Origin of the sequence: Nonomuraea sp. NPDC051191, from assembly GCF_044455665.1 — a bacterium.
Lineage (GTDB): Bacteria > Actinomycetota > Actinomycetes > Streptosporangiales > Streptosporangiaceae > Nonomuraea.
Genome location: NZ_JBITEZ010000002.1, coordinates 640,789 through 663,599 on the forward strand (window position 1 = coordinate 640,789; position 22,811 = coordinate 663,599).

23 protein-coding genes and 4 tRNA genes are annotated in these 22,811 nt (G+C 71.0%); 11 read left to right on the plus strand and 16 right to left on the minus strand.

Going from position 1 to position 22,811, the window contains the following annotated elements; translation table 11 throughout:
• Positions 1 to 75 precede the first annotated feature (75 nt).
• The gene (locus tag ACIA8R_RS07605) at positions 76 to 612 is read right to left on the minus strand and encodes an ABATE domain-containing protein (RefSeq protein WP_364096486.1); all 537 of its coding nucleotides are present in this window, start codon (positions 610 to 612) and stop codon (positions 76 to 78) included.
• Between the two features lie 84 nt (positions 613 to 696).
• Here ACIA8R_RS07605 and ACIA8R_RS07610 point away from each other — a divergent pair, with 84 nt between their 5' ends.
• On the plus strand, positions 697 to 1,950 hold the full coding sequence (locus tag ACIA8R_RS07610) for an MFS transporter (protein ID WP_397037158.1): 1,254 nt from the start codon (positions 697 to 699) through the stop codon (positions 1,948 to 1,950).
• Here the strand turns inward: ACIA8R_RS07610 and ACIA8R_RS07615 are convergent.
• Both ACIA8R_RS07615 and ACIA8R_RS07620 read right to left on the minus strand, forming a co-directional pair.
• Entirely contained in the window at positions 1,937 to 2,587 is a 651-nt protein-coding gene (locus tag ACIA8R_RS07615; protein WP_357703110.1) for an NAD-dependent epimerase/dehydratase family protein, read from the minus strand. The genes ACIA8R_RS07610 and ACIA8R_RS07615 overlap by 14 nt on opposite strands.
• On the minus strand, positions 2,584 to 3,957 hold the full coding sequence (locus tag ACIA8R_RS07620; protein ID WP_397037160.1) for an APC family permease: 1,374 nt from the start codon (positions 3,955 to 3,957) through the stop codon (positions 2,584 to 2,586). Before ACIA8R_RS07620 ends, ACIA8R_RS07615 begins: the two co-directional genes overlap by 4 nt.
• Positions 3,958 to 4,060: 103 nt before the next feature.
• Between ACIA8R_RS07620 and ACIA8R_RS07625 the strand changes: the two genes are divergently transcribed.
• Both ACIA8R_RS07625 and ACIA8R_RS07630 read left to right on the plus strand, forming a co-directional pair.
• The gene (locus tag ACIA8R_RS07625; protein ID WP_397037162.1) at positions 4,061 to 4,669 is read left to right on the plus strand and encodes a TetR/AcrR family transcriptional regulator; all 609 of its coding nucleotides are present in this window, start codon (positions 4,061 to 4,063) and stop codon (positions 4,667 to 4,669) included.
• 149 nt (positions 4,670 to 4,818) lie between these two features.
• On the plus strand, positions 4,819 to 5,652 hold the full coding sequence (locus tag ACIA8R_RS07630) for an alpha/beta fold hydrolase (protein WP_397037164.1): 834 nt from the start codon (positions 4,819 to 4,821) through the stop codon (positions 5,650 to 5,652).
• A 150-nt stretch (positions 5,653 to 5,802) separates the two neighbouring features.
• On the opposite strand, the gene ACIA8R_RS07635 is transcribed toward ACIA8R_RS07630, so the two are convergent.
• The 6 genes from ACIA8R_RS07635 to ACIA8R_RS07660 all read right to left on the minus strand — a co-directional run bounded on the left by ACIA8R_RS07635 (position 5,803) and on the right by ACIA8R_RS07660 (position 8,744).
• Entirely contained in the window at positions 5,803 to 6,234 is a 432-nt protein-coding gene (locus tag ACIA8R_RS07635; protein WP_364096504.1) for a nuclear transport factor 2 family protein, read from the minus strand.
• A 107-nt stretch (positions 6,235 to 6,341) separates the two neighbouring features.
• Positions 6,342 to 6,416, minus strand: a tRNA-Val gene (locus ACIA8R_RS07640).
• Positions 6,417 to 6,422: 6 nt separating this feature from the next.
• A tRNA-Cys gene (locus ACIA8R_RS07645) sits at positions 6,423 to 6,493 on the minus strand.
• A 15-nt stretch (positions 6,494 to 6,508) separates the two neighbouring features.
• Positions 6,509 to 6,580, minus strand: a tRNA-Gly gene (locus ACIA8R_RS07650).
• Between the two features lie 86 nt (positions 6,581 to 6,666).
• The gene (locus ACIA8R_RS07655; protein ID WP_364096507.1) at positions 6,667 to 7,389 is read right to left on the minus strand and encodes an SDR family oxidoreductase; all 723 of its coding nucleotides are present in this window, start codon (positions 7,387 to 7,389) and stop codon (positions 6,667 to 6,669) included.
• Between the two features lie 155 nt (positions 7,390 to 7,544).
• A complete protein-coding gene (locus tag ACIA8R_RS07660; protein ID WP_397037166.1) occupies positions 7,545 to 8,744 on the minus strand; it encodes a hypothetical protein in 1,200 nt (399 codons plus the stop codon).
• A 112-nt stretch (positions 8,745 to 8,856) separates the two neighbouring features.
• Between ACIA8R_RS07660 and ACIA8R_RS07665 the strand changes: the two genes are divergently transcribed.
• From ACIA8R_RS07665 to hutH, 3 genes are read left to right on the plus strand one after another with little or no spacing between them, the layout of a single operon-like run.
• Positions 8,857 to 9,411 carry a hemerythrin domain-containing protein gene (locus tag ACIA8R_RS07665; RefSeq protein ID WP_357703124.1) on the plus strand — a complete coding sequence of 185 codons (555 nt, stop codon included), beginning with the start codon at positions 8,857 to 8,859 and terminating at the stop codon, positions 9,409 to 9,411.
• Between the two features lie 44 nt (positions 9,412 to 9,455).
• The gene (locus ACIA8R_RS07670) at positions 9,456 to 10,163 is read left to right on the plus strand and encodes a helix-turn-helix transcriptional regulator (protein WP_357703126.1); all 708 of its coding nucleotides are present in this window, start codon (positions 9,456 to 9,458) and stop codon (positions 10,161 to 10,163) included.
• A 15-nt stretch (positions 10,164 to 10,178) separates the two neighbouring features.
• Positions 10,179 to 11,729, plus strand: coding sequence for a histidine ammonia-lyase (gene hutH, locus ACIA8R_RS07675; protein WP_357703128.1), 1,551 nt, complete (start codon positions 10,179 to 10,181; stop codon positions 11,727 to 11,729).
• Positions 11,730 to 11,739: 10 nt separating this feature from the next.
• On the opposite strand, the gene ACIA8R_RS07680 is transcribed toward hutH, so the two are convergent.
• Positions 11,740 to 12,933 carry a Rid family hydrolase gene (locus tag ACIA8R_RS07680; RefSeq protein WP_397037169.1) on the minus strand — a complete coding sequence of 398 codons (1,194 nt, stop codon included), beginning with the start codon at positions 12,931 to 12,933 and terminating at the stop codon, positions 11,740 to 11,742.
• Positions 12,934 to 12,954: 21 nt separating this feature from the next.
• On the opposite strand from ACIA8R_RS07680, the gene ACIA8R_RS07685 reads away from it, so the two are divergent.
• Genes ACIA8R_RS07685 through ACIA8R_RS07695 form a run of 3 tightly spaced genes read left to right on the plus strand, consistent with a single transcriptional unit; the run spans position 12,955 to position 15,679 of the window.
• Positions 12,955 to 13,872, plus strand: coding sequence for a LysR family transcriptional regulator (locus tag ACIA8R_RS07685; RefSeq protein ID WP_397037171.1), 918 nt, complete (start codon positions 12,955 to 12,957; stop codon positions 13,870 to 13,872).
• A gap of 29 nt (positions 13,873 to 13,901) precedes the next feature.
• Entirely contained in the window at positions 13,902 to 14,852 is a 951-nt protein-coding gene (locus ACIA8R_RS07690) for a chorismate-binding protein (RefSeq protein WP_397037173.1), read from the plus strand.
• On the plus strand, positions 14,849 to 15,679 hold the full coding sequence (locus ACIA8R_RS07695) for an aminotransferase class IV (protein WP_357703136.1): 831 nt from the start codon (positions 14,849 to 14,851) through the stop codon (positions 15,677 to 15,679). Before ACIA8R_RS07690 ends, ACIA8R_RS07695 begins: the two co-directional genes overlap by 4 nt.
• 48 nt (positions 15,680 to 15,727) lie before the next feature.
• On the opposite strand, the gene ACIA8R_RS07700 is transcribed toward ACIA8R_RS07695, so the two are convergent.
• Entirely contained in the window at positions 15,728 to 17,107 is a 1,380-nt protein-coding gene (locus tag ACIA8R_RS07700) for an LVIVD repeat-containing protein (protein ID WP_397037345.1), read from the minus strand.
• 85 nt (positions 17,108 to 17,192) lie between these two features.
• Between ACIA8R_RS07700 and ACIA8R_RS07705 the strand changes: the two genes are divergently transcribed.
• Positions 17,193 to 17,804, plus strand: coding sequence for a DUF305 domain-containing protein (locus ACIA8R_RS07705; protein WP_397037175.1), 612 nt, complete (start codon positions 17,193 to 17,195; stop codon positions 17,802 to 17,804).
• Between the two features lie 59 nt (positions 17,805 to 17,863).
• On the opposite strand, the gene ACIA8R_RS07710 is transcribed toward ACIA8R_RS07705, so the two are convergent.
• Positions 17,864 to 18,280, minus strand: a complete 417-nt coding sequence (locus tag ACIA8R_RS07710) for an SsgA family sporulation/cell division regulator (RefSeq protein WP_020547189.1) — start codon at positions 18,278 to 18,280, stop codon at positions 17,864 to 17,866.
• Between the two features lie 450 nt (positions 18,281 to 18,730).
• Between ACIA8R_RS07710 and ACIA8R_RS07715 the strand changes: the two genes are divergently transcribed.
• Positions 18,731 to 18,802: transfer RNA gene (locus ACIA8R_RS07715), tRNA-Val, on the plus strand.
• 103 nt (positions 18,803 to 18,905) lie between these two features.
• Here ACIA8R_RS07715 and xerC read toward each other — a convergent pair.
• The 4 genes from xerC to ACIA8R_RS07735 all read right to left on the minus strand — a co-directional run bounded on the left by xerC (position 18,906) and on the right by ACIA8R_RS07735 (position 22,745).
• A complete protein-coding gene (gene xerC / locus ACIA8R_RS07720; RefSeq protein ID WP_397037177.1) occupies positions 18,906 to 19,397 on the minus strand; it encodes a tyrosine recombinase XerC in 492 nt (163 codons plus the stop codon).
• Positions 19,394 to 20,680, minus strand: a complete 1,287-nt coding sequence (locus ACIA8R_RS07725) for a hypothetical protein (RefSeq protein WP_397037179.1) — start codon at positions 20,678 to 20,680, stop codon at positions 19,394 to 19,396. The genes xerC and ACIA8R_RS07725 overlap by 4 nt, the downstream gene beginning before the upstream one ends.
• A gap of 177 nt (positions 20,681 to 20,857) precedes the next feature.
• Positions 20,858 to 22,330, minus strand: a complete 1,473-nt coding sequence (locus ACIA8R_RS07730; RefSeq protein ID WP_397037181.1) for an Ig-like domain-containing protein — start codon at positions 22,328 to 22,330, stop codon at positions 20,858 to 20,860.
• A gap of 85 nt (positions 22,331 to 22,415) precedes the next feature.
• A complete protein-coding gene (locus ACIA8R_RS07735; protein ID WP_357703154.1) occupies positions 22,416 to 22,745 on the minus strand; it encodes a helix-turn-helix domain-containing protein in 330 nt (109 codons plus the stop codon).
• Positions 22,746 to 22,811 lie beyond the last annotated feature (66 nt).

Sequence of the window (22,811 nt, forward strand, 5' to 3'; positions counted from 1 at the left end):
GACTGTTGAATCTTTGACAGGTACCGTAGCGTCCGGCCGCGTGCGGTTATTCCATCATCTCGTGAGGCGTCCCCGTCAGGCGCCCGCGCGGGCACGGAAGGCCGCCGCCTTGGCCCGGTTGCCGCAGCCGCGCATGTCGCACCAGCGGCGGGTGCGGCGGTGGGAGGCGTCGACGTACAGGCGCGTGCAGGGGTCGGCCTCGCACTCGCGGATCAGTGCCGCCTGCGGGCCGCCGAGCAGCTCGATCGCCGCCCGCGCCGTCGCGGACAGCGCGCCGGTCAGCCCGCCGCCGCGCCGCAGGCCGCGCTCGCCGAGCACGACGTCCGCGGGCGCGGGCCGGGCGGTCTCGTTGAGCAGGTCGCGGTCGGCCCGGTCGTACGGGCGGCCCTCGCGGGCGGCCGTGGCCAGCCGGTAGACCGCCTCGCGCAGGGCCGCAGCCCGTGCCAGGTCGTCGTCGCCGGTCGCGGGCGGCTCGTCGAGGAGCCCGGCGGCGACCGTCCAGCGGGCGAGGTCGGCGGGGGCGGCCATCAGGTCGATGCGCGCGCCCCGGCGGTGGCCGATGGTGCCGGCGAGGTCGAGGCCGAGGTTGCCGCTGACGAAGGTGAAGTCCACGACTCCGATGGTAACCGCATTGACAAGTTACTTTCGGCGCTGCGAAGGTTGCTAACCACTGAATGCGGTTATTTGGGGGCGTGCGTGACGACACTCATCACCACTCGCGGCGGGACGCGCCGCTTCGGCGCGCGGCACCGATGGGTCGTGCTGTCCGTGGGCGTCGGCGCCCAGGCCGGCTTCTCGGCCATGTTCTCCGGCATCCCGGTGACCGCGGTCTTCATGCGCTCCGGCTACCACCTGTCGCTGGGCTCGCTCGGCCTGGTGCTGTCCTGCCTGGGGCTCGGCGTGGCCGCCTCCGACATCGCGTGGGGCATGCTGACCGACCGGTGGGGCGACCGCCGCGTGCTGCTCGCCGGGCTGACCGCCACGGGCGCGCTGCTGGTGGTGATGGCCGCCGCCGTCACGCCGTCCGAGAACGTGGGGGTGGCCCTGCTGGCCGCGTGCCTGCTGGCCACCGGTGCGCTCGGCGGCAGCGTGAACGGCGCTTCCGGACGGGCCGTCATGACCTGGTTCGCCGACGGCGAGCGCGGGCTGGCGATGAGCGTCCGCCAGACGGCCATCCCCGTCGGCGGCGCGCTCGGGGTCGCCCTGCTGCCCTGGCTCGCCGAGCGGTACGGGTTCCGCGCCGTCTACGCCGTACCGGCCGTGTTCTGCCTGCTGGCGGCGGCGGCCACCTGGCGCTGGCTGCACGAGCCGGTCCACGCGACCGCCGCGGCCGCCCCCGAGCCCGGCCCCTCACCGCTGCGCCGCTGGGACGTGTGGCGCCTGGCGCTGGCCAGCGGGCTGCTCACCGTGCCGCAGTTCGCCGTGCTGTCCTTCACCGCGGTCTTCCTGCACGACGTCAAGGGGGCCGGCGCCGCCCTGGCCAGTCTCACCGTGCTGATCGCCCAGCTCGGCGGCGGCGCCGCGCGCATCTGGACCGGCAGGCGCACCGACCGCCGCGGCGGGCGGCGCACCTGGATCCGCGCCATCGGGACGCTCTCCGGGGTCGTGATGGCCGCCGCCGCGGTGCTCACCTCCGCGCCCACGCCGGTCACCGTCGCCGCCCTGGCGCTCGGCGGCCTGCTGGCCAACTCCTGGCACGGCATCGCCTACACCGAGATCGCCGCCATGGCGGGAGCGGCCAGGGCGGGCACCGCGCTCGGCCTGGAGGGCACCGCCTGTTTCGCCTCGGGCTTCCTGACCCCGCTGCTCGTCCCCGTGGTGCTCGCGCTCGCCTCGTGGGAGGCGGTGTGGGGGCTGGCCGCGCTCGCCCCGCTGCTGGCCGTGCCGCTGGTGCCCGGGACCGCCGTCACAAGGCGTCGACGGCCGGGGATCGCCTTCACAGGGCGTTGATGGCCGCCGGGCCGAGGATGTGCTCGGGAGCGCCGCGCTCGGCCACGGTGATCATCGCCTGGCCGATGCGCTCGGTCGTCGTCACCTCCGCCGGGAACAGCCGGCGCAGCAGCGGGTAGAGCGGCGCGACCACGACGTAGGCCAGCCGGTACCAGCGGGTGCGCGAGGTGATGCCGTGCATCGGCTGGATGTATCCCGGACGGAACATGTAGGCGTGGAACGGCAGCGCGAGCAGCGCGTTCTCGGTCGCGCCCTTCACCCTGGCCCACATCGCGCGGCCGTGCGCGTCGGTGCCGGCGCCCGAGACGTAGACGAAGGTCGAGGACGGGCTCAACCGGGCCAGCGTGGTGCCGGCCGCCAGCGTGTAGTCGTAGGTGACGCGCCGGTAGTCCCGCTCGCTCATGCCCGCCGAGGACACACCCAGGCAGAAGAAGCACGCGTCGTAGCCGGACAGCTCGTCCTCGATGGGGGACAGGTCCGACAGGTCGGCGTGGACGATCTCGCGCAGCTTGCCGTGGACCGTCCCCGTGGGCGACCGGCCGACCGTCAGCACGGCCGTCACGCGCTCGTCGAGCAGGCACTCCCTGAGCACGCCGCGCCCGACCATGCCGGTCGCCCCGAAGATGATCACTCTCATGGTTCAGCCAGATCCCACCCGCCGCGCCGCCGCAGCACCCCCAGATAGTACGCCGCCGACAGCACCGCGATCCCGGCCGTGACGTACAGGCTGGGCCGGCCGATCACCGGGTCCAGCGCGTTGAGGTAGATCACGTACGCCAGCGCGGCCAGCGCCGCCACCGGCGCGAGCGGGAACCACGGCATCCGGTACGCCGCGTGGCCGGTCGTGCCGTTGCGCCGCCCCGCGAGCGCGCCCAGGCACAACGCGGCGTACACGGCCACGATCGAGGTGCCGGTCACCACCAGCAGGAAACGCTCGTCTATGAAGCAGCAGGCCGCGCTGACCACGCCGGTCAGCGCGGTGGCCACCCACGGCGAGCCGTACCGGGCGTGGATGGACGACAGCATGCGGCTGACCGGCGCGGGCCAGGCGCGGTCCCGTCCGGTGCTGAACAGCATGCGCGAGGTGATGAGGATGATGGCCAGCACGGCGTTGAGTATGGCCAGCGCGACGGCCAGGGAGATCACCGTGTTGGCCACCGAACCAGCGCGGGCGGTGACGAAGTACTGCATCATGTTCTCCGCGCCGAACAGGCCCTCCAGCGTCGGCGCGCCCACCAGCACTGCCGTCACCGGCACCAGCTCGGCCGCCACGGTGACGCCCAGCGCCCACAGCACGGTCCTGGCGATGCTCTTCGGCGCGTCGTGGACCTCCTCGCCGAAGTAGACCGCCGAGCCGTACCCGTTGTAGGAGAAGATCGCCACGGCGGTCGCGGCGCCGATCAGCCCGAGCGAGGCGGGCACCAGCGCGCCGCCGTCCCCGGCGACCACGGGGTGGGCGATCAGCTCGATCGGCGACCGCTGCGGCCGGAACAGGCCGAGTGCGGACACCACCACCAGCGCGATCATCTCGATGGCCAGGAAGATGCCGGTCACCCAGGCGTTCAGCTTGATGTCGAAGACCGCCACGACGGTGGTGAGCAGGCACGTCACGGCCGCCACCAGCGGCCCGTCCAGGCCGGGGAGGACGACCGACAGGTACGCGCCCACGCCCAGCGCGATGACGGCGATGATGAGCAACTGCGTGATGAGGATCAGCCCGAGCACCACGAACCCGGGCAGCCGGCCGAGCGTCCGGGCGGTGATGGCGTACTCGCCGCCGGTGAGCGGGAACGCCGAGCCCAGCTCGGCGTAGACGAAGGCCATGAACACGCCCACGACGGCGCCGGCCAGGTAGCTGAGGATCGCGCCGCTGCCGGCCTGGGAGATCACGCCGGGGGCGATGATGAAGACCGAGGACGCGGGGGTGATGGCGGACAGGGTGAGGAGGAGGGTGCCGAGGAGCTTGAGTCCCCGGTGCAGGTGTGGATGGGCGGCCGTTGTTGCCACGACGCCTCCTTGGGGGGTTCCTTGAGCGAGTATCAAAGAACTAACCGGGGCCTGCGTCAAGGAGGGCTTGCGTTTTTTGAAGGGCCTATGAAGAATCGCGGCCATGGCGCGACCCAGCCGGGCCCGGGAGAAGCGGGCCGAACTCGTCACCGCCGCCCGCCGGGCGGTGCTCGAACGCGGCATCCTCGACCTGCGGCTGCGCGACGTCGCCGAGGTCGCCGGCATGTCGGCCGGCTCGGTGCTGTACTACTTCCCGAGCATGGCCGACCTGCTGCAGGAGGTGCAGCGCGAGGCGGTCGACCGGTTCTGCGCCGCCCGCGAGGCCGCCGCCGCGCGCGAACCCGACCCCCGGCGGCGCCTGGTCATCACCATCGGCAGCGGCCTGCCCGCCGGTCCGGGCGACGAACTGTGCGTGCTGCTGTACGAGCTGGGTGCGCACGCCCGGCGGGACCCGGCGTACGCGGCCCAGCACATCAGGCTGTACGAACGGCAGGTGGGCCTGTACGCCGCGATCCTGGAGGCGGGCTCGGCGACGGGCGTCTTCACGTTGACGCGGGACGCCAGGACGATCGCCCGGAACCTGGTGGCGCTGGAGGACGGGCTGGGGTTGCACCTGCTGGACGCGGTGCGGCCGTTCGACACGGAAACCGCCCGCGACCTCCTCCTCTCCTACGCCACAGACACCACCCAATGCCCCCTCCCGACCCCATAGCCCTTGCCCTTCTCCACGTCAGCCACGCGCCCCCCTCTCCGCGTTCCAGAGTGTGTGGCCCTGTTACCCACAGCCACCCCGCGCCACCGACCAGTACGAGGGAACATTCGTCCAATCCTTCGCCGCACCCCGGCCGAGACAGTGGCCCCATGACTAGTTTCACCAGCGACAGCACCAAGAGCACGACCCTCTCCCTGGACGACGGCGACCTCCACGTCTACCAGGACGGCCCCCGCGACGCCCCCGCCCTCCTCCTCATCCACGGTTCCGCGTCCTCGGCCCGCTCCTGGGACCAGTTGGTCCCCCTGCTCACGGGCTCCCACCACGTCATCCGCATCGACCTGCTCGGCCACGGCCGCTCCGCCAAACCGGACGACCGTGACTACACCACCCCGGATCAGGCCCGCCGGGTCGGCGAGGCACTGGACCGGCTCGGCGTACGGCGGGCCGTAATCGCAGGCCACTCCAGCGGCGGCGCGGTCGCCACCGCCCTCGCCGAGGAACGTCCCGACCTGGTGTCCGCGCTCGTCCTCATCAACACCGGCCCCAGCCTGGACGCCTTCATCGCCCCGGCCTCGGCCGCGTTCACCCCCTCACAGTGGCCGCCGACCGACGAACAGCTCCGCGGGTTCGCGAGCACCGGCTTCAGCCGTCCGGGCTACCAACTGCCCGACGAGCTCCTGGACGAGGTGCGCTGCATGACCCTCCACACGCTCGCCGCGACCATGCAGGGCACCCGCGACTACCTGCAACAACGGCCGCTCCCGGACCGGCTGGCGCCCCTCGGCGAACCGCTGCTGGTGATCTTCGGCGAGGACGACCGCCGATGGCGTTCCTCGTCCGCCGCCGACTACCGCACCGTGCCTGGCGCGGAGGTCGAACTGCTGCCCGGCCTCGGCCACACCCCCATCCTTGAGGACCCCGAACGGACCGCCGTCCCACTCCTGGCCTTCACCACAACCCACGCCAACCAGCCCCACTGAACACACCGAAGCGGGCACACCGAACGCCCCCGCCGCAAAGCGGCTGCATGCACCGATAAGACGCCGACCCACAGCCGGCCACGAAGCCGCTCCGCCACCGGCCAAGGCACAGACCGAGGGCCGGGCGGCTCCGTACGGGCCCCGGCAAGCTCACTGGGCCGTCCGCCAGCTCTGCTCCTCCACCAGTTCCTCACTCCGCCACCCACCGGCCGTGCGCCGCATCCGGTGGTGGTACCACCCACCGCCGTGCACGAACCCCTTGGCATCGGACGCGGCCATCTCCCGGGTCGGGGCGAGGGTGTCGGTGAACGGCGCGCTCACCTGCGCCTGGTCACCGGTGAGGACGATCCGCGCGGCCCCGATCAGGTGCAGGCGTCCCGGCCAGTGCGGCAACACCTCGGCGAGCCAGCTCTTGACCTCCGCCAGACCGCCCCTGATCCCGCCCGCGGACCGGTAGTCGATGAGCGCGTCGGGGCTGAACACCTCGTCGAGCAGGTCCCACTCACCGGAGTCGACGGCCCGCGAGTAACGGGCCAGCAGGTCGGCGATCTCCAGGCGGTCGGCGATTTCCTGAGCGTCCATGCCCCTGATCGAACCAAACGCTTGCTACCAACACCAGGCCCGCAGTCCGGGAACAGCCGGAAACGCATCAGCCAGGCCGGCGATCCGCCGGCCTGGCTGATGAGAGATGGTGGACGATACTGGGATTGAACCAGTGACCTCTTCCGTGTCAGGGAAGCGCTCTCCCGCTGAGCTAATCGTCCTTGCAGAGGTGGCGACGGGATTTGAACCCGTGTGGACGGCTTTGCAGGCCGCTGCCTCGCCTCTCGGCCACGCCACCGAGCCGGAAGCTCCGAGCGGAAGACGGGATTCGAACCCGCGACCCTCACCTTGGCAAGGTGATGCTCTACCACTGAGCCACTTCCGCGTGCGCCCTGCTCGTGCCGGGCGACGAGAGAACTCTAGCGAATCCTCGCCGAGTCCCCAAACCGGAGCGCTTCCGCGCAGGTCGTCCTAGGTGTGGCCGCCGTTGACGGTCACGCGCTGGCCGGTGACGAACGCGCCGCCGTCCGAGGCGAGGAAGGACACCGTGGCGGCCACGTCGGCCGGCGTGCCCATGCGGCCGAGCGGCACCTCGGCCAGGTAGTCGGCCTCGTCGTCGCCCGCGTGCCGCTCCACCGGGATCCAGCCGGGGGCGACGACGTTCACCGTGATCCCGTACGGACCCAGCTCGCGCGCCCAGGCCTGGGTCATGGCGTGCTGGGCGGCCTTCGCGGCGATGTAGGCGGACATGCCGGGTAGCTTGCGGTCGACGATGTCGGAGCCGATCTGGATCACCCGGCCGCGTCCCCGTTCGCGCATGCCTGGCAGTACGGCCTGCACCAGCAGCGTGGGGCTCTTGACGAAGAACAGGAGCTGGTCGAGGTGGTCCTGCCAGGTCAGCTCCTCGACCGCCACCGACGGCTGCGGCCCGGTCGCGTTCACCACCAGCACCTCCACCGGCCCGAGGCGGGTCGCGACGCGGGCGACCAGGTCGGCGGTCTGGCCCTCGTCGGTGACGTCCCCGGCGAACGCCTCCGCCGCGCCGCCCTCGGCCCGGATCTCGGCCACCACCTTCTCCGCGCCCGCGCGGTCGGAACGGTAGTTGACGGCGACGGCCAGACCGTCGGCGGCCAGCCTGCGCGCGATCACGGCTCCCAGGCCGCGCGAGGCTCCGGTGACGAGGACGACACTCATGCCGCGCACTCTAACCCCCGCCCAACGCCGCCCGCGCGCCCCGAAGCGGGCCGTTCCGAGGGGGCGCGCACGGCCACAGGGCATCGGGTCCAGCGTGGAGGTGAAGGCATGGGACCGCGTGAGGTGGTGCCGCGGCGTGCCGCGTGCCGCTCAGGTCAGCGGCCCAGTTGCATGCCCGCCGGATGCGGCCCCTCCGTCTCCAGCCGGTACTCCCGCCCCGACACCGCCCGGTTGTCATCGATGACCTGCTCCGACGCCGGCTTCTCCCCGCCCATGACCGCCTCCTGCATCCGCGAGAAGCGCTCGTGGGCCTCCTGCACGTAGCCGGTGCCCAGGGTGGTGCAGTCGATCTGGGTGGCCAGCAGCTCCCGCAGGTACGCCTTGTTCGGCTCGAACGTCACCGGCGGCGGCAGCTCAGGAGCGAGCACCTGGTCGGGATCGCGCCCGTCGAACCGCTTGAACAGCTCGCAGGCCAGCCGCAGGTGCTCGATCTCCATGTTCAGGTGCAGCTCCCAGACGGCCTTCACCTTCGGGTCGGACTCGGTCTCCATGAACGAGTGGTACAGGTAGCACTCGTTGTACTCGTGGTTGAGCAGCATCTCCCACCAGCTCTCGCCCGGGTCGACCAGCGACTCGTAGTGGGTGACGTGCTCCTCCTCCACCATGCCGATCTCCTGGTAGAGGCGGCGCGCGATCGGCTCCATGGCCAGCGGCCCGACGTTCATGTAGTAGTTCATGGTCTGCTGCTCGGCGGCCATCACGGTCAGGGCGTGCAGCTTGGACAGCGGCTCGGTGCGGTGCCGGTCGTAGGGCTCGCGCACGTTGTCGACCGGGTCGCGGTGGTGCAGGTACGTCGGCCGCCCCGGCATGACCTCGGTGACCCCGTCCACGATCTTCTCGGCCTTGCGGTGCTCGATCATCTCGTAGAGGTTGGCGTACCGGTAGAGGTGGTCGAAGTCCTCCAGCACCCCGAACTGGTACGCCTGCGTCAGGTACGGGTCCGGCTCCATCCGGGCCACCCACGCCGTCAGGTCCACGGCGACCTGCTCGTACGCGATCGTGGTCTCCAGCACCGACGAGACGCCGGGCAGCAGCCAGTTGACCACCTTCTGCTGCTGCGCCTCGATGTAACGCACCCGGGCGAGCTGCCGCGTGAGCTCCAGGTCGGTGCAGTGGCGGGCGAGCTGGTGGCTGAACAGGATCGCCTCGGTCTCGATGCCGTTCATCGTGATGATCCGGCAGCGGGTGTAGGGATCGACGTGGTCGGGATCGATGGGCGGGACGTCGAGCTCCCGCCAGTTGCGCAACTGCTCGTCCAGCGGGATGCCCCGCTCCTGGAGTGGGTCGAAGGCCATGTCGCTGCGCCTACCCGCGCCATAGTGGGGCAACCTCCGCGTTGCGTCGCCGAACGACCCGCGTTCGGTAAGGAGGAGCGTGCCGGACCAGCGCCCGGGTAGGCCGCTGGACGTGGCTGAACACGATGTCATCGACGTGCTGATGGCCCAGCACGGCCAGATCAGGGACCTGTTCGACGAGGTGGAGCAGGCGCCGCCGGAACGGGTGGAGGAGGCGTTCGAGCGGCTGATCCGCCTGCTGGCCGTGCACGAGACCGCCGAGGAGGAGATCGTCCACCCGTACGCGCGCAGGAAGGTGGACGGCGGTCCCGGCGTGGTGGCCGACCGGCTGGCCGAGGAGAACCGCGCCAAACACCTGCTCGTCGAGATCGACCGGGCGGGCGTGGACGATCCGGCGTTCTGGGAGAAACTGGCCGAGCTGCGTACGGCGGTCACCGCGCACGCCCGCAGCGAGGAGCGCTACGAGTTCGCCCAGCTCCGCCACCACACCTCCGTCGTGGAACGCCGGGCCATGGCCGCGGCGGTGCGGGCGGCCGAGGCGGTCGGGCCGCTGCGCCCGCGTCCCGGCGTGGAGTCGGCGACCAGGAACGTGCTGGTGGGCACGCCCCTCGCGCTGATGGACCGGGCTCGCGACATCATCAGGAAGGCCCTGGGGAACCGCGGCTGACACTTCGTTCCTGAGCGAAATGTCGGTGTATTAGCGTCGTGAGCATGGAGTACATCGCTCGCGACGCCGACATCGCGCCCGTGGCCGCGCTGATCGCCGACCCCACCCGGGCCGCCATCCTGACGGCGCTGCTCGGCGGCCGGGCGCTGGCCGCCGGCGAGCTGGCCAGGGTCGCCGGGGTGAGCGCCGCCACCGCCAGCGCCCATCTGGCCAGGCTGCTCGACGGCGGCCTGGTCGACGTCGTCCGGCAGGGCCGCCACCGTTACTACCGGCTGGCCGGGCACGAGATCGCCGAGGTGCTGGAGACGCTGGCCAGGGTGAGCGCCCGCCCGCCGGTGCGCTCCCTGCGGCAGTCCCGGCAGGCGCGGCTGCTGGAGGAGGCCCGCACCTGCTACGACCACCTGGCCGGACGCGCCGGCGTCGCCCTGCTCGACCACCTCAAGGACGGCGGCCACTACGACCGCCAGGACCTCACCCCGGACGGCGAGCGGCTGCTCATGGGCCTGGGCGTGGACGTCGAGGGCGCCCGCAGGGCCAGGCGGCGCTTCGCCCCGGAATGCCTCGACTGGACCGAACGCCGGTCGCATCTCGGCGGCGCCCTGGGAGCCGCGATCACCGACGTCCTGCTGGAACGCGGCTGGTACCGGCGTGGATCGGTGCCCCGCGCAGTGGTCCTCACCGACGAGGGGAGGGAAGGGCTGGCGGCGATCTTCCCGAGTAAGGAGCTAACATCGGGTACGCCGGTTACCTAAGTGAGAGAGACGATCATGCGCGACAACGGAGTCGTGAACGTCGGCCCCGAGCCCTTGAGCTTCGACGACGTCATCAGGGTGGCCCGCCACGGCGCCCCCGTGCAGCTCACCGACGACGCGGTGGCCGCCATGGCGGCCGCCCGCCAGCGGGTGGACGAACTCGCCGAAAGCCCGGTGCCCGCCTACGGCGTCTCCACCGGGTTCGGCGCGCTGGCCACCCGGCACATCGACCCCGCGCTGCGCGCCCAGCTCCAGCGCTCGCTGGTGCGCTCGCACGCGGCGGGCAGCGGCCCGGAGGTGGAGACCGAGGTGGTGCGCGCGCTCATGCTGCTGCGCCTGCACACCCTGGCCACCGGCCACACCGGCATCCGGCCGGGCACCGCCAAGACCCTGGCCGCGCTGCTGACCACCGGCATCACGCCGGTCGTGCACGAGTACGGCAGCCTCGGCTGCTCCGGCGACCTCGCGCCACTGGCCCACGTGGCGCTGACGCTGATGGGCGAGGGCGTCGTCCGCGACGCCGCCGGTGAGCTGCGGCCGGCCGGGGACGCGCTCAAGCAGGCCGGCATCGAGCCGGTCGAGCTGGCCGCCAAGGAGGGCCTGGCCCTCATCAACGGCACCGACGGCATGCTCGGCATGCTCATCCTGGCCATCTCCGACCTCACCAAACTGGTCAGGACCGCCGACATCAGCGCGGCGATGAGCGTGGAGGCGCTGCTCGGCACCGACCGCGTCTTCATGCCGGAGCTCCAGGCGCTGCGCCCGCATCCGGGCCTGGCCAGGTCGGCCGCCAACATGACCAAGGTCCTGGCCGGCTCCGGCGTCATGGCCAGCCACCGCGACCCGCAGGCGTGCACCCGCGTCCAGGACGCGTACTCGCTGCGCTGCGCGCCGCAGGTCGCCGGCGCCGCCCGGGACACGATCGCGCACGCCGCCACCGTGGCCGGCTGGGAGCTGGCCAGCGCCGTGGACAACCCGGCCGTGCTCGACGACGGGCGGGTGGAGTCCAACGGCAACTTCCACGGCGCGCCCGTGGGCTACGTGCTCGACTTCCTCGCCGTCGTGGCCGCCGACCTGGCCTCGATGTCCGAACGCCGCACCGACCGCTTCCTCGACGTGGCGCGCAACCACGGCCTGCCCGCGTTCCTGGCCGACGACCCCGGCGTGGACTCCGGCCACATGATCGCCCAGTACACCCAGGCCGCGATCGTCTCGGAGCTGAAGCGGCTGGCCGTGCCCGCCAGCGTCGACTCGATCCCCAGCTCGGCCATGCAGGAGGACCACGTCTCCATGGGCTGGTCGGCGGCGCGCAAGCTGCGCAGGTCGGTCGACGGGCTGACGAGGGTGCTGGCCGTCGAGGTGCTCACCGCGGCCCGCGCGCTCGACCTGCGCGCCCCCCTGGAGCCCGCGCCGGCGACCGCGGCCGTGGTCAGGGCGCTGCGCGAGAACGTGCCCGCACCGGGCCCCGACCGCTTCCTCGCGCCGGAGATCGAGTCCGCCGTGCGGCTGGTGGCCGAGGGCGGCGTCGTGGCCGCGGCGGAGTCGGTCACCGGGCCGCTCGAATAGCCCGTCCCGCTCAGCGGGGGAGGGCGACGATCAGGTCCATCTCCATCACGAGCCCCGGCCGGAACAGCTTCGAGACCTCGACGGTCGTGCTGGCCGGGGGAGTGCCGGTGACGTACCGGTTGCGCACGTCCCTGAGCTGGAGGATGTCGTCCATGTCCGTCAGGTACGTGCGGATGAAGGCGACGTCCTGCCAGGACGCGCCCTGGTCGGCCAGGATGCGCGTGGTGACCGCGAAGATGTGCTCGGCCTGGTCCTTCAGCGAGCCGGGGGCGACCACCGTCCCCTGCTCGTCGAAGGCGGCCTGGCCGGAGACGTAGAGCATGTCGCCGACCCGCACCGCGTGCGAGTACGCGCCGTTCGTGGCCGGGATCGTGGACAGGTTCAGCGGCACCGCCCGCGTGGCCGGGGCGCCGCCGACGCGCTCGGCGACCGCCGTCAGGTCGCGGTCGCCCAGCCCGGCCGCTCGCGCCTCCTGAAGGCGCTGCCGGGCGGCCGTCGCCAGCGACGCGCCTTCCCACGCCGCCAGCTCCAGGTCCTTGGCGGCCAGGCCGAGCGCGTACCGGGTCTCGGTCGCGGGTGTGCGCAGCCGTTCGGCGACCTGGCCGAGTGGGGTGCCCGCCAGCACGTCGAGCAGCGCGTCCCGGTCCACGCCGTGCGCCGCCCCATACGCCAGCGTCTCGGCGACCAGCACCTGCGCGGGCACGATCGCGCTCATGACGGCGAGCTTCATCGCCGCGCCGGACCCCAGCGGCCCGGTCTCGCGCACCTTGCCGAAGACCGACAGCACCTCGCGGCAGCCCGAGACGTCGCCACCGGCCAGCACCACCAGCGAGCCGTCCGCCGCCGGGCCCACACTGCCCAGCACCGGCGCGTCCACCAGGCCGACCGACGCCGGCAGCAGCGCGCGCAGCTCGCGCACCGCCTCCGGGCCGATCGTGGACATCTCCACCACCGTCGCGCCGGGCCGCAGGCCGGGCAGCGCGGCCGTCAGCACCTCGCGCACCGCCGCCGGATCGCTGAGCATGGTGATCACCAGCTCGGCGCCGTCCACCGCCTCGGCGGCCGGCACGCCGGTCCCACGCCGCCACGTCGTCACCTTGTGCCCGGCCCCCACGAGTCGCCGAGCCATGGGGACGCCCATGCGTCCCTGTCCGAGAAATGCAATCACGGGAACAGTCAACAGGGATGCGAGGTATTCCACCACCGACTAGATTGCATGGCAGCCATGCATGACACGAATGCCTTCGACCTCCAAGCCCTCCGCCTCTTCGACGAGGTGGCCAGGAGCGGATCCTTCACCGCCGCCGCCGAGCTGCTCGGCTACACCCAGTCGGCGGTCTCCCGGCGCATCGCCGCGCTGGAACGGGCCGGCGGCGGCCCGCTGTTCGAACGCCTGCCGCGCGGCGTGCGCCTGACCCCCGCCGGCACGGCCCTGCACCGGCACGCCGTCGCCGTGCTCGACCGGCTGGCCCGCGCGGGCGAGGAACTGGCCGCGATCCACGGCGGACGCGGCGGCACACTGCGCGTGGGCGCGTTCGCCACCGCCAACGTCGACCTCATGCCGGACACGCTGCGACGTTTCATGGCCGCCCATCCCGGCGTCGAGCTGCGGATGACCGAGGGGCTGACCGCGCGGCTCGTGGAACGCCTGCACGCCGGGGCGCTCGACGTGGCCGTGATCAGCGACTACCCGGCCGGGCTGCCCGCCGAGGGCGCCCGGCTCGTGCGGCTGCGCGAGGACCGGCTGTTCGTCGCGCTGCCCGCCGGCCACCGGCTGGCTCCCGACACCGACGTGGACCTGCGCGACCTGGCCGAGGAGAGCTGGATCGAGGCGGCGCCGCGCGGGCAGCCGACGCCGCTGGTGGCCGCGTGCGCCGCCGCCGGGTTCACACCGCGCGGCGGGCTGCGGGTGGCCGAATGGTCGGGGAAGTTCGGGTTCGTCGCCGCCGGGTTCGGGGTGACGCTGGTGCCCGAACTGGCCGCGCGGGCGGTGCCGCCGAACCTCGTGCTCAAACCGCTGCGCGGCGCCACCCCCATCCGTACGGTGTACGCGGCCCTTCCCGAGATTCCCCTCCCCGCCGCGCTGGAACTGGTCGAAATGCTGGGACAATGGGAGATGTGTACGACGGTTTCGCCCACTTAAACGGTCATCTCGCCACCGGACTCCGCGACGTGACGACCGACCTGGCCGCGCTCGACAGCGAGGGCTGGTGGGCCGTCGTCGCCGACTACGAGGGGACGGTGACGTGCGCCCGCTTCGACCGCGTGCGCCCGTCCGCGCTGCCCGAACCCAAGGCCGCTTGGCACGGTCCACATGTCGGTCAGTGGCGTACCTCGCTCGACCGCGCCGCCTACGAACGCGGCGTACGCGCGATCCGCGACCACATCGAGCGGGGTGAGGTCTACCAGGCCAACCTCTGCCGCGTCCTGTCGGCCCCCGTCCCGCCCGGCGCCGACCCGCTGGCGCTGGCCGCCCGGCTGGCCGAGGGCAACCCGGCCCCGTACGCCGCCGTCATCGACGTCCCGGGGCTGAGCGTGGTGTCGGCCTCGCCCGAGCTGTACCTGTCGCGCGAGGGCGACGTCGTGGAGTCCGGCCCCATCAAGGGCACCGGCGTCACCGCCGCCGACCTGCTGGAGAAGGACTACGCCGAGAACGTCATGATCGTCGACCTGGTCCGCAACGACCTGGGCAGGGTCGCGACGGTCGGCTCGGTCGAGGTGCCCTCTCTGTGCGCGGTCGAGGAGCATCCCGGTCTCGTCCACCTCGTCTCCACCGTGCGGGCCAGGCTCGCGCCCGGAGCGGGCTGGCCGGAGCTGTTCGCCGCCACATTCCCGCCCGGATCTGTCACGGGCGCGCCCAAGTCGTCCGCTCTGCGCATCATCAATGAGCTCGAACCGGTCCCCCGGGGGCCCTACTGTGGTGCCGTGGGCTGGGTCGACGCCGACCGGGGCAGGGCGGCATTGGCCGTGGGCATCAGAACATTCTGGATCTCAGCAGGCGAGATCCGCTTCGGCACCGGTGCGGGCATCACGTGGGGCAGCGACCCCGCGCGTGAATGGTCCGAGACGGAGCTGAAGGCAGCCAGGCTCATCGCACTAGCATCCTCAGGAGGAAACCGATGAACATCCCTGTCTGGGTCAACGGGGAGCTGATCGACCCCACGCAGGCCACCGTCTCCGTGTTCGACCACGGGCTCATGGTCGGCGACGGCGTCTTCGAGACGATCAAGATCGTCGACGGCGAGTCGTTCGCGCTCACCCGCCACCTCGACCGGCTCACGCTCTCGGCCCAGCGCATGGACCTGCCCGACCCCGACGTCGAGGCCATCGCCGAAGGCGTCGGCAAGCTCCTGGCGGTCGCCCCCGCCTGGTCGCTCGGCCGCATCCGCATCACCTACACCAGCGGCCCGGGCCCGCTCGGCTCCGACCGCGGCAACCAGGGCACCACCTCGATCGTCATCGTCGACGAGCAGAAGCCGTTCCCGGAGACCGCCAACGTGGCCGTCGTCCCCTGGCCGCGCAACGAGCGCGGCGCGCTGTCCGGCGTCAAGAGCACCTCCTACGGCGACAACGCCAAGGCCCTGCTGCACGCCAAGAACCAGGGCGCCGGCGAGGCGATCTTCGGCAACCTCGCGGGAAACCTGTGCGAGGGCACCGGCTCCAACATCTTCATCGTGCGCGACGGCCGCCTGATCACCCCCACGCTCGACTCCGGCTGCCTGGCCGGCGTCACCCGCGCGCTGGTCCTCGAATGGTGCGGCGGCGAGGAGACCGACGTCCCGCTGCAGGCCCTGTACGAGGCCGAGGAGGCGTTCCTCACCTCCACCACCCGCGACATCCAGCCGATCAGGCTCGTCGACCGGACCGAGCTGCCCACCGCGCCCGGCCCGATCACCGCCAAGGCCATGCGGATCTTCGCCGAGCGCGCCGCCGCCGACCTCAACCCCTGACCCGCCGGCGACAGGGCCCCGCCTCCGGGGCCCTGTCCCTTGGTCTCGTCAGTACGACTTCTGCGTCTGGACGTTGAACTCGTCCATCTTCACCTGCTTGGCCGGGTCCGTGATCGGGTCGTCGATGCGCAGCACGTCCAGGCCCTCGCGCATGTCGCTGGAGTAGATGTAGCCGTTGTAGTAGTAGGCCGACCACGAGCCGGCGATGCCGCCCCCCGGGTACGGACGCCGCTCGAAGAAGCCGATCTCCTTCGGGTCGGCCGAGTCGGTGAAGTCCCAGATCGACACCCCGCCCTGGTACCAGGACTGGACCATGACGTCCTTGCCCTTCACCGGGATCAGCGAGCCGTTGTGGGCCACGCAGTTCTCGTCCTGCTCCTGCTCGCGCGGGATCTTGAAGTAGCCGCGGCGCTCCAGCTTGCCGTTCACCAGGTCGTACACGGCGTCGGCGCCCTTGGTGCGCGGGGTGCCGGAGTCGCAGGTGGCCTGGCTGCCGCCGCCCAGCTCGTCCCCGAAGACGACCTTCGTCGCGTCGTTGTTGAACGTCGCCGAGTGCCAGATCTGGAAGTTCTCGGTGTCGCGGATCTGCTGGATCACCCGGGGTTTGACCGGGTCGGAGATGTCGAGCAGCACGCCGTCGCCGAAGCAGGCCGCCGCGGCGAGCTTCTTCTCCGGGTAGGCGGTGATGTCGTGGCAGCCCGCGAACATCTCGGTGTCTTGCTGCTGGGGGAAGATGTCCGGCTGCGCCACGACCTTGGCGGACTTGGGGTCGTCGAGCGGGATCTCCACGATCTGGATGTTCTGGTGCGGCGGCGAGCAGGTCCGCGAGTCCGGCTCAGGGCCGGGGGAGGAGACGTAGACGTAGAGCTTGTCGTCGGCGGGCACCATGGTGTGCGTGTGGGAGCCGCAGTCCGTCAGCACCGCGCCGACGTAGCGCGGGCTCTTCTTGTCGCTGATGTCGAACAGGCGCAGACCCTCCCAGTCGCGGGTCTCCTCGTTGGAGTCGCAGTCTGCGCTGCCGCGCGGCTCGTCGACCGAGAGGATCAGCAGATCGCCGTGCACGCTGACGTCGTTCTGCTGCGCCGGGCAGGACACCTGGCTCACCGTCTTCGGCTTGGCCGGGTCGCTGATGTCGTAGATCACGAATCCGGCGAAGTTCCCGACGAATGCGTAGTCGCCCTGAAAGGCCAGATCGGTGTTGAAATTGTCATCCCCGGCGAACGGGCCGGTGCGCGGGACGTTCGCCACGTGCTTGACGTTGGGGCTGGTCAGCACGTCGCCCGAGCCCGATGCCGTACCGGACGCCGTGCCGCTCTCGCGTGAGGAGGCGGCCCCTGGCTCACCGGCCGACGGCGGTTCACCCGCGCACGCCGAAGCCAGCAACAACACCGCGCACAACACCGCTCCGCGCAGCTTGGCGAAGATCAACACGCGTCCCCTTTGTCTCTCGTGGCTCACTATGGAAGTTATGCCAGCACGTTGGTGGCCGCGTACGGTCTTCATCACAGTTGTGATGACATTTGCGCTTTCGGCCTGCTCCGAGCCACCCGCCCCGGACGTCCAGGTCGTCGGGACGGACGCCCCCGTCCTGGTGCCCGGCAGCCCCGGAGCCCCGGCCCGTACGGCGAAGCCCGGCGAACGGATCGGCCCCAGCCCCGCCCCGACCCTGGCCGCCGACGTGCGCTTCGCCGAGGCGATGATCCCGCACCACCGGCAGGCGCTGGAGATGACCGCCCTGGTCGAGGCCCGTACGACCACCCCGGTCATCCGCGCCTTCGCGCGCTCGATCACCGCCGCCCAGACCCCCGAGATCAGGGCCATGACCGTCTGGCTCGCCGAACTCGGCCGCCCGGCCCCCGCCGACCACGCCCACGGCGCGGCGACCGGCTACGGGATGGCCACCGAGCAGGAGCTGAACGCCCTCAGAGCCGCCAGGGGAGCCGCGTTCGACCAGCTGTTCCTGCGCCTGATGACCAGGCACCACCAGGGCGCGGTGAAGATGGCGGGGGAGGAGCTGGCCGGCGGACGCGACCACCGCATGCGCCTGCTCGCCAGGGACGTCTACTCCGGCCAGAGCATAGAGATCGAACGCATGCGCCAGGCCCGGACCACGCTCCCGTCCTGACGCCGCGCATGCCGAGGCCCCGGCGTCGGGGTGGACGCCGGGGCCTCGGGTGCAACGGTTCAGGACGGCCAGAGCATGTTGGTGAGCTCGGCGTCCAGGTCCATGAAGTCGGTCTCGCGCCCCGCGGGCACCTTCTCGTACGTCCGGTGGAGGAACTCCGTGAGGGGGGCCAGCGGCACTTCGAAGAGCGCCTGCCCGAACGGCGAGGTGAGGCTGATGTGCAGGGTGCGCTCGCCATCGGCGCGTGCGGGCCAAACCTGCACGTCGCCGTCGCCGACCCGCCGCACGATGCCTACGGTCAGCAGTTCACGAGCAAAGATCCACTCGACCGGTTCGTCGTTCCCTACGTGGAAGGCCATGCGGATGGCATACGGATCGTCGGCTGTGTAGCTCAGTCCGGCGAGCAGGGGGACGGTAGTACGGTCGGGGACCACTAGCCGAAGGCCAAGCTCGGCGGAGACGGTGGTGCTGTTCATCGTCAGCCAAACCTTTTCGTCGTAGGTCCCCTCTTCGGGGCTTTCACTGCTCTGACGGACTTCGTCCTGAGCTATGACGCGGAACGAAGAAACCTGTAGGAAAGATTCCGCCTCAAGGGCCTTCTGTAACGCACATCACAGCTGGACATTTAGGCATCTACCTGGCTAAACGGCATCAATCGGGTCGTATTTGCGAGGGTTTTGCTGTTGTAGAGCCTGCCCCGACGGGCCCGACCAAGAACGTTTCTACCGAAAAGATCGCGATCGGTGCCTTACGGCACACGTCGATGGTATGACACCGACCCACCATGCCGGTGGGCAACCGCCGCCTTTCGCTCGAATCCCTCCTACCCGGAGCTCCCGAAGATCGCCCTCGGACGCTCCGTTTCGCCAGCACCCCCAGAGTGCGGTATGGTTTTCCCCGTCAGCACCGCAAGGCGCCGACAGGGCGGGCGATTAGCTCAGCGGGAGAGCGCTTCGTTCACACCGAAGAGGTCACTGGTTCGATCCCAGTATCGCCCACTCGTAAGGTGCAGGTGGAGGGGTTTCGGAGATCATCCGAAGCCCCTTCTCTCATGTCTGGGGGGCGACGGGAGCCAATCGGGGAGCCATCCCACTCGGATGCTCAACCCGTCGGCTTCTCACCGAAGATGGTGATCAGCGGTCGGAGCTGGTGGCGGTGGACCGCCTCGGTGACGCTGGTGCCCGCGTGTCCGACGAGATCCGCGATCGTCTCGATCGGTACGCCCTGAACGCTCATGATCGAGACGAACGAGTGACGCAACTCTCGTGGGCTCCATGTCGTTCCGAGCCCGGCCTGCCTGGTGATCCTGCGGAAGGTGCGCCGCACGTTCGACACGTCGAGCGGGGTGCCGACGTTCGTGCAGAACACCAGATCGTGGTCCTCCCATGCCTCGCCGGCCTTGAGCTTCTGGGCGGCTTGGCGGGTGTGGTGCTGTCTGAGCGCTTGGGCCGCCAGCTTCGGCAGCTCCAGCGTGCGGCGTGACTTGCGGGTCTTGGTGTCTCCTCCTTCCCGGACGGTCCGCCAGACGTAGATGGCGAACTTCTTGCGCTTGAACCCTGCCTCGGTGACTGGCCGCCACTGCTTGAGGCTCATTCGCGGGGCCAACGAGTCGCCGCCGATCTTCGCCTTGGGCAGGCGCGGAATATCCCCGCGTCCGCGGGGCCGACGCTGCGGTCACGTCCGTCACGGCGTAGGCGTAGGGAACATCCCCGCGTCCGCGGGGCTGACCTTTCCCAGTCCATGCCTTCGAGGTCGAGCCAAGGGACATCCCCGCGCGGGATGTTCCCCTCTACCGTGCGGGTCGCCCCGAGATCGTCGGCACCGGCGTGCCCCGTCTCGATGTGGCGCCGTCGGCCTCGCGGACGCGGGATGGTGTAGCCGTCGTCGTGGAAGTACCAGGCCGCGTAGGAGCCCGGTCCGGGCACCTTGCCGGTGTCCAGGGCGGCGCTGTCGCTGGCGTCGGGCGTGTACGTCCAGACGAAGGACTCCTCCTTCGCGATGGTCGCGCCGTTGTTGTCGGGGTAGACGCCGACCCGGTTCTTGCCGCTGACAGTGTTCGCCGGGGTGGAGTAGCGCACCGTCAGGGGCGCCCCCTTGGCCACGGTGGGCGTGGCGGTGGCGAGGGAGCTCTTGGCGGGGGGCGGCGGTGTCTTCTGCGGTGGCTTCGTGGGCTGGACGGTCAGTTCCCCGGGCCGCACGGGCTTCTTGTACACGTCAGGCAGGGAGTCGAGCCCGGACGGCACCTGGGCCCAGGTGCCGACGATCCTGGGACCGAGGGACCAGTGGAAGATCATCGCCTTGTCGCCCTTGATGAACAAGGTCTCGTCCTGCAGCTGGTCCGGTGAGTTGATCAGCACGGCGTGGTCGAAGTCGCCGCGCATGTCCGAGGGCGCGTTCCCCCAGCTCCACCTGGGCATGTCGGCCAGGGTGCCCTTGTAGGTGCAGCCGCCCTGGGCCCCCCACTGGACGATCGCGCACTGGCTTCCCTTGAACAGCATGGTGCCGCCGTCCGGCAGGCCCATGACGGCATCGAGGTCGCTGCGGAACCCTTCCGGGATGTGCCGGCCGAAGTCCGGCACATCGATGATCGGCCCCTTGTACCTGGCCCCGACGCCCCACTCCCAGTCCAGGCACTGGTCCTCGTCGACGAAGATCGTGCGCTGGACGCCCGCCGCGCCCCGGACCTCGAACGCCGCGTCGGTCTGGGTGACGAACGGCTCAGGTATCCCGGCCAGCCTGTTCGGGTAGGCGTCCAGCAGCCGCGCCCCGGAATGATCGCCGTGAATCCTGTCGGCTTCTTCCGTACGAACTGCACCGGGCCCGGCGGGCCCACCTCGGGGACGCTGGGAGAACACGGAGCAGCTGGCAACGATCACAAACGGTCAGGTTGGACCGAAAGCGAACGCCCCGGACACCGCATTTCCGTTACCGACGCCCCCTACGCCGTAAACATCGCCCTCACGTGGCCTCATCCGGCCACCACCGGCAGGGGGTGGCGCCCACGCGGGCCCACCCCTCTGTCGCGGCTCGGGACAGAGGGGTGGGCCTGAGCCCTACCGCCGGTGTGCCTTGGTGGCGTTCCTTGAGGCGGCGTCGCCGTTCATGGGGAGGCAGGACGGGGTCTGGAAGACGACGCCGTCCAGGAAGTTGCCGAATGTCGGCCTTCCGCCTGCCGCCGAGACCGACTCGAAGGCGAATCGGGTGACGGTCTGCCCGGCGGGGACGACGTAGGTGCCGGTGTGGTGGCCCCAGGCGTTGTTGTCGTCGGAGATGTCGGGGGAGGCGGCCCCGTCCGGGTTCTGGGGGGTGGTGGCGGTCGGGGCGCCGATGAGCACCTGCATGACGTCGGTGCCCAGGCGGCCGCGGTGGTAGAGCGACCAGGTCATCACGGTGCCGGGGACGGTGGGGACGTCCTGGTAGAGGGTGGAGGCCTCGTTGGCGTTCAGTTCGGCGAACTGCCGGCCGTCGGCGGCCGGGACGCCGCTGGCGCTGTTCCAGAACTCCAGCTTCCGGTCGGAGGCGGTGGTGTGCCAGCCGACGGCGGGGTTGGTGGAGGCGTCGGGGATGTCCCAGTCGTAGCGGGCGACGGCGGGCGTCTCGAAGCTGCCGTTGACCAGGTTGATGGGCTCGCGGGTGCAGTCGACGGTGACGGTGACCGTGGCGGTGCTGGTGCCGCAGGCGGTCTCGATGGTGTACGTGAAGGTGTCGGTGCCGGCGCGGTCCTTGTCCGGGGTGTAGATCACCTTGTCCCCCGAGATGGTCACCTTGCCGTAGGCGGGCTGGGTGACGGCGCTGATCGCCGGGGCCGTCCCGGTGTCGTTGGCCAGGACGGGCACGGTGACGGGCGTGTTGTCGGTGGTGGAGGCGGTGTCGTCGGCGGCGTTGGTGGGCGAGATGGAGTTCCCGCTGACGATCTGGATGGGCGGGGCCGCGGTGTTGTTGCCGAGCTGGCCGGGGAAGGCGATGACGCTGCTGATGCCGCTCGGCCGGATGGTCATGCTGCGTCCGACGGTGCCGGGGTTGACGCGGAAGGTGATCACGGTCGGACCCGGGTCGGTCTTGGTGCCCGGCGATTGGACGCTCAGGGTGTTGCCGCTGAGGGTGCCGTTGCTGACCGATCCCACGACGGTGGCGCTGGCCAGCAGGGACGACACGTCCCACATGGTGGTGTAGGTGCGGACCAGGGCCGGCCACTGCGCGGTCTGGTGCCGCAGGGTGAGGGTGAAGGTGCTGCCCGGTGCGATCTGGCCGCCCCACAGACTGGGCGAGGTGGTGACCGAGATGGTCCCGCTGCCGAGCCGCCAGCCGAGCGCGTTCTTCCAGTAGTACTCGACGGGGTAGTTGGCCTGGCCGTGCCGGACGCAGGGACCGGCGGCCTGGTGGACGACTCGGCGCGGCGCGGCGGCGGCCTGCGCCGGGGAGGTCGCGGCGAACAGGGGGAGCAGGAGGGCTCCGGTGATGGTCGCCGTCGCCATGATCTTGACGCGGGAGGCGAGGCGGCGTCGGGGACGCGATGTGGGGGTCACTTGCCATCGTTACTTTGAGTAGTTGGCAAATAACTATCCGTGATCGCACAAAGGCGCAAGGGGTTCCTTGCTCACCTCAAGCGGTTCAGGACGTGGTGTCGCGGGTTCGGCGCTGTGCGCCCAGTACGGAGTCGAGCAGGCCGGGGAACAGCGCGTCGAGGTCCTCCCGGCGCAGCCGGACCAGCCGGGACCGGCCCTGCACCTTCGTCCAGGTGACGCCGGCCTCGCGCAGCACCCGGTAGTGGTGCGACAGCGTCGTCTGGTGCACGTCGATCTCGGCGCCGATCGCGTTGCAGAAGTCCTCGCCCATCCGGTCGAGCCGCATGACGAGGTCGAGCCGTACCGGATCGGCCAGGGCGCGCAGCACCTCCACCAGTCGGATGGCCTCGGTCGCCGGTTGTGACACCTCACGCATGGCCGCCACGCTACCAACATATGGATACATGGACAAGCATCCATATATTGCCTAAGGTTCCCCTCG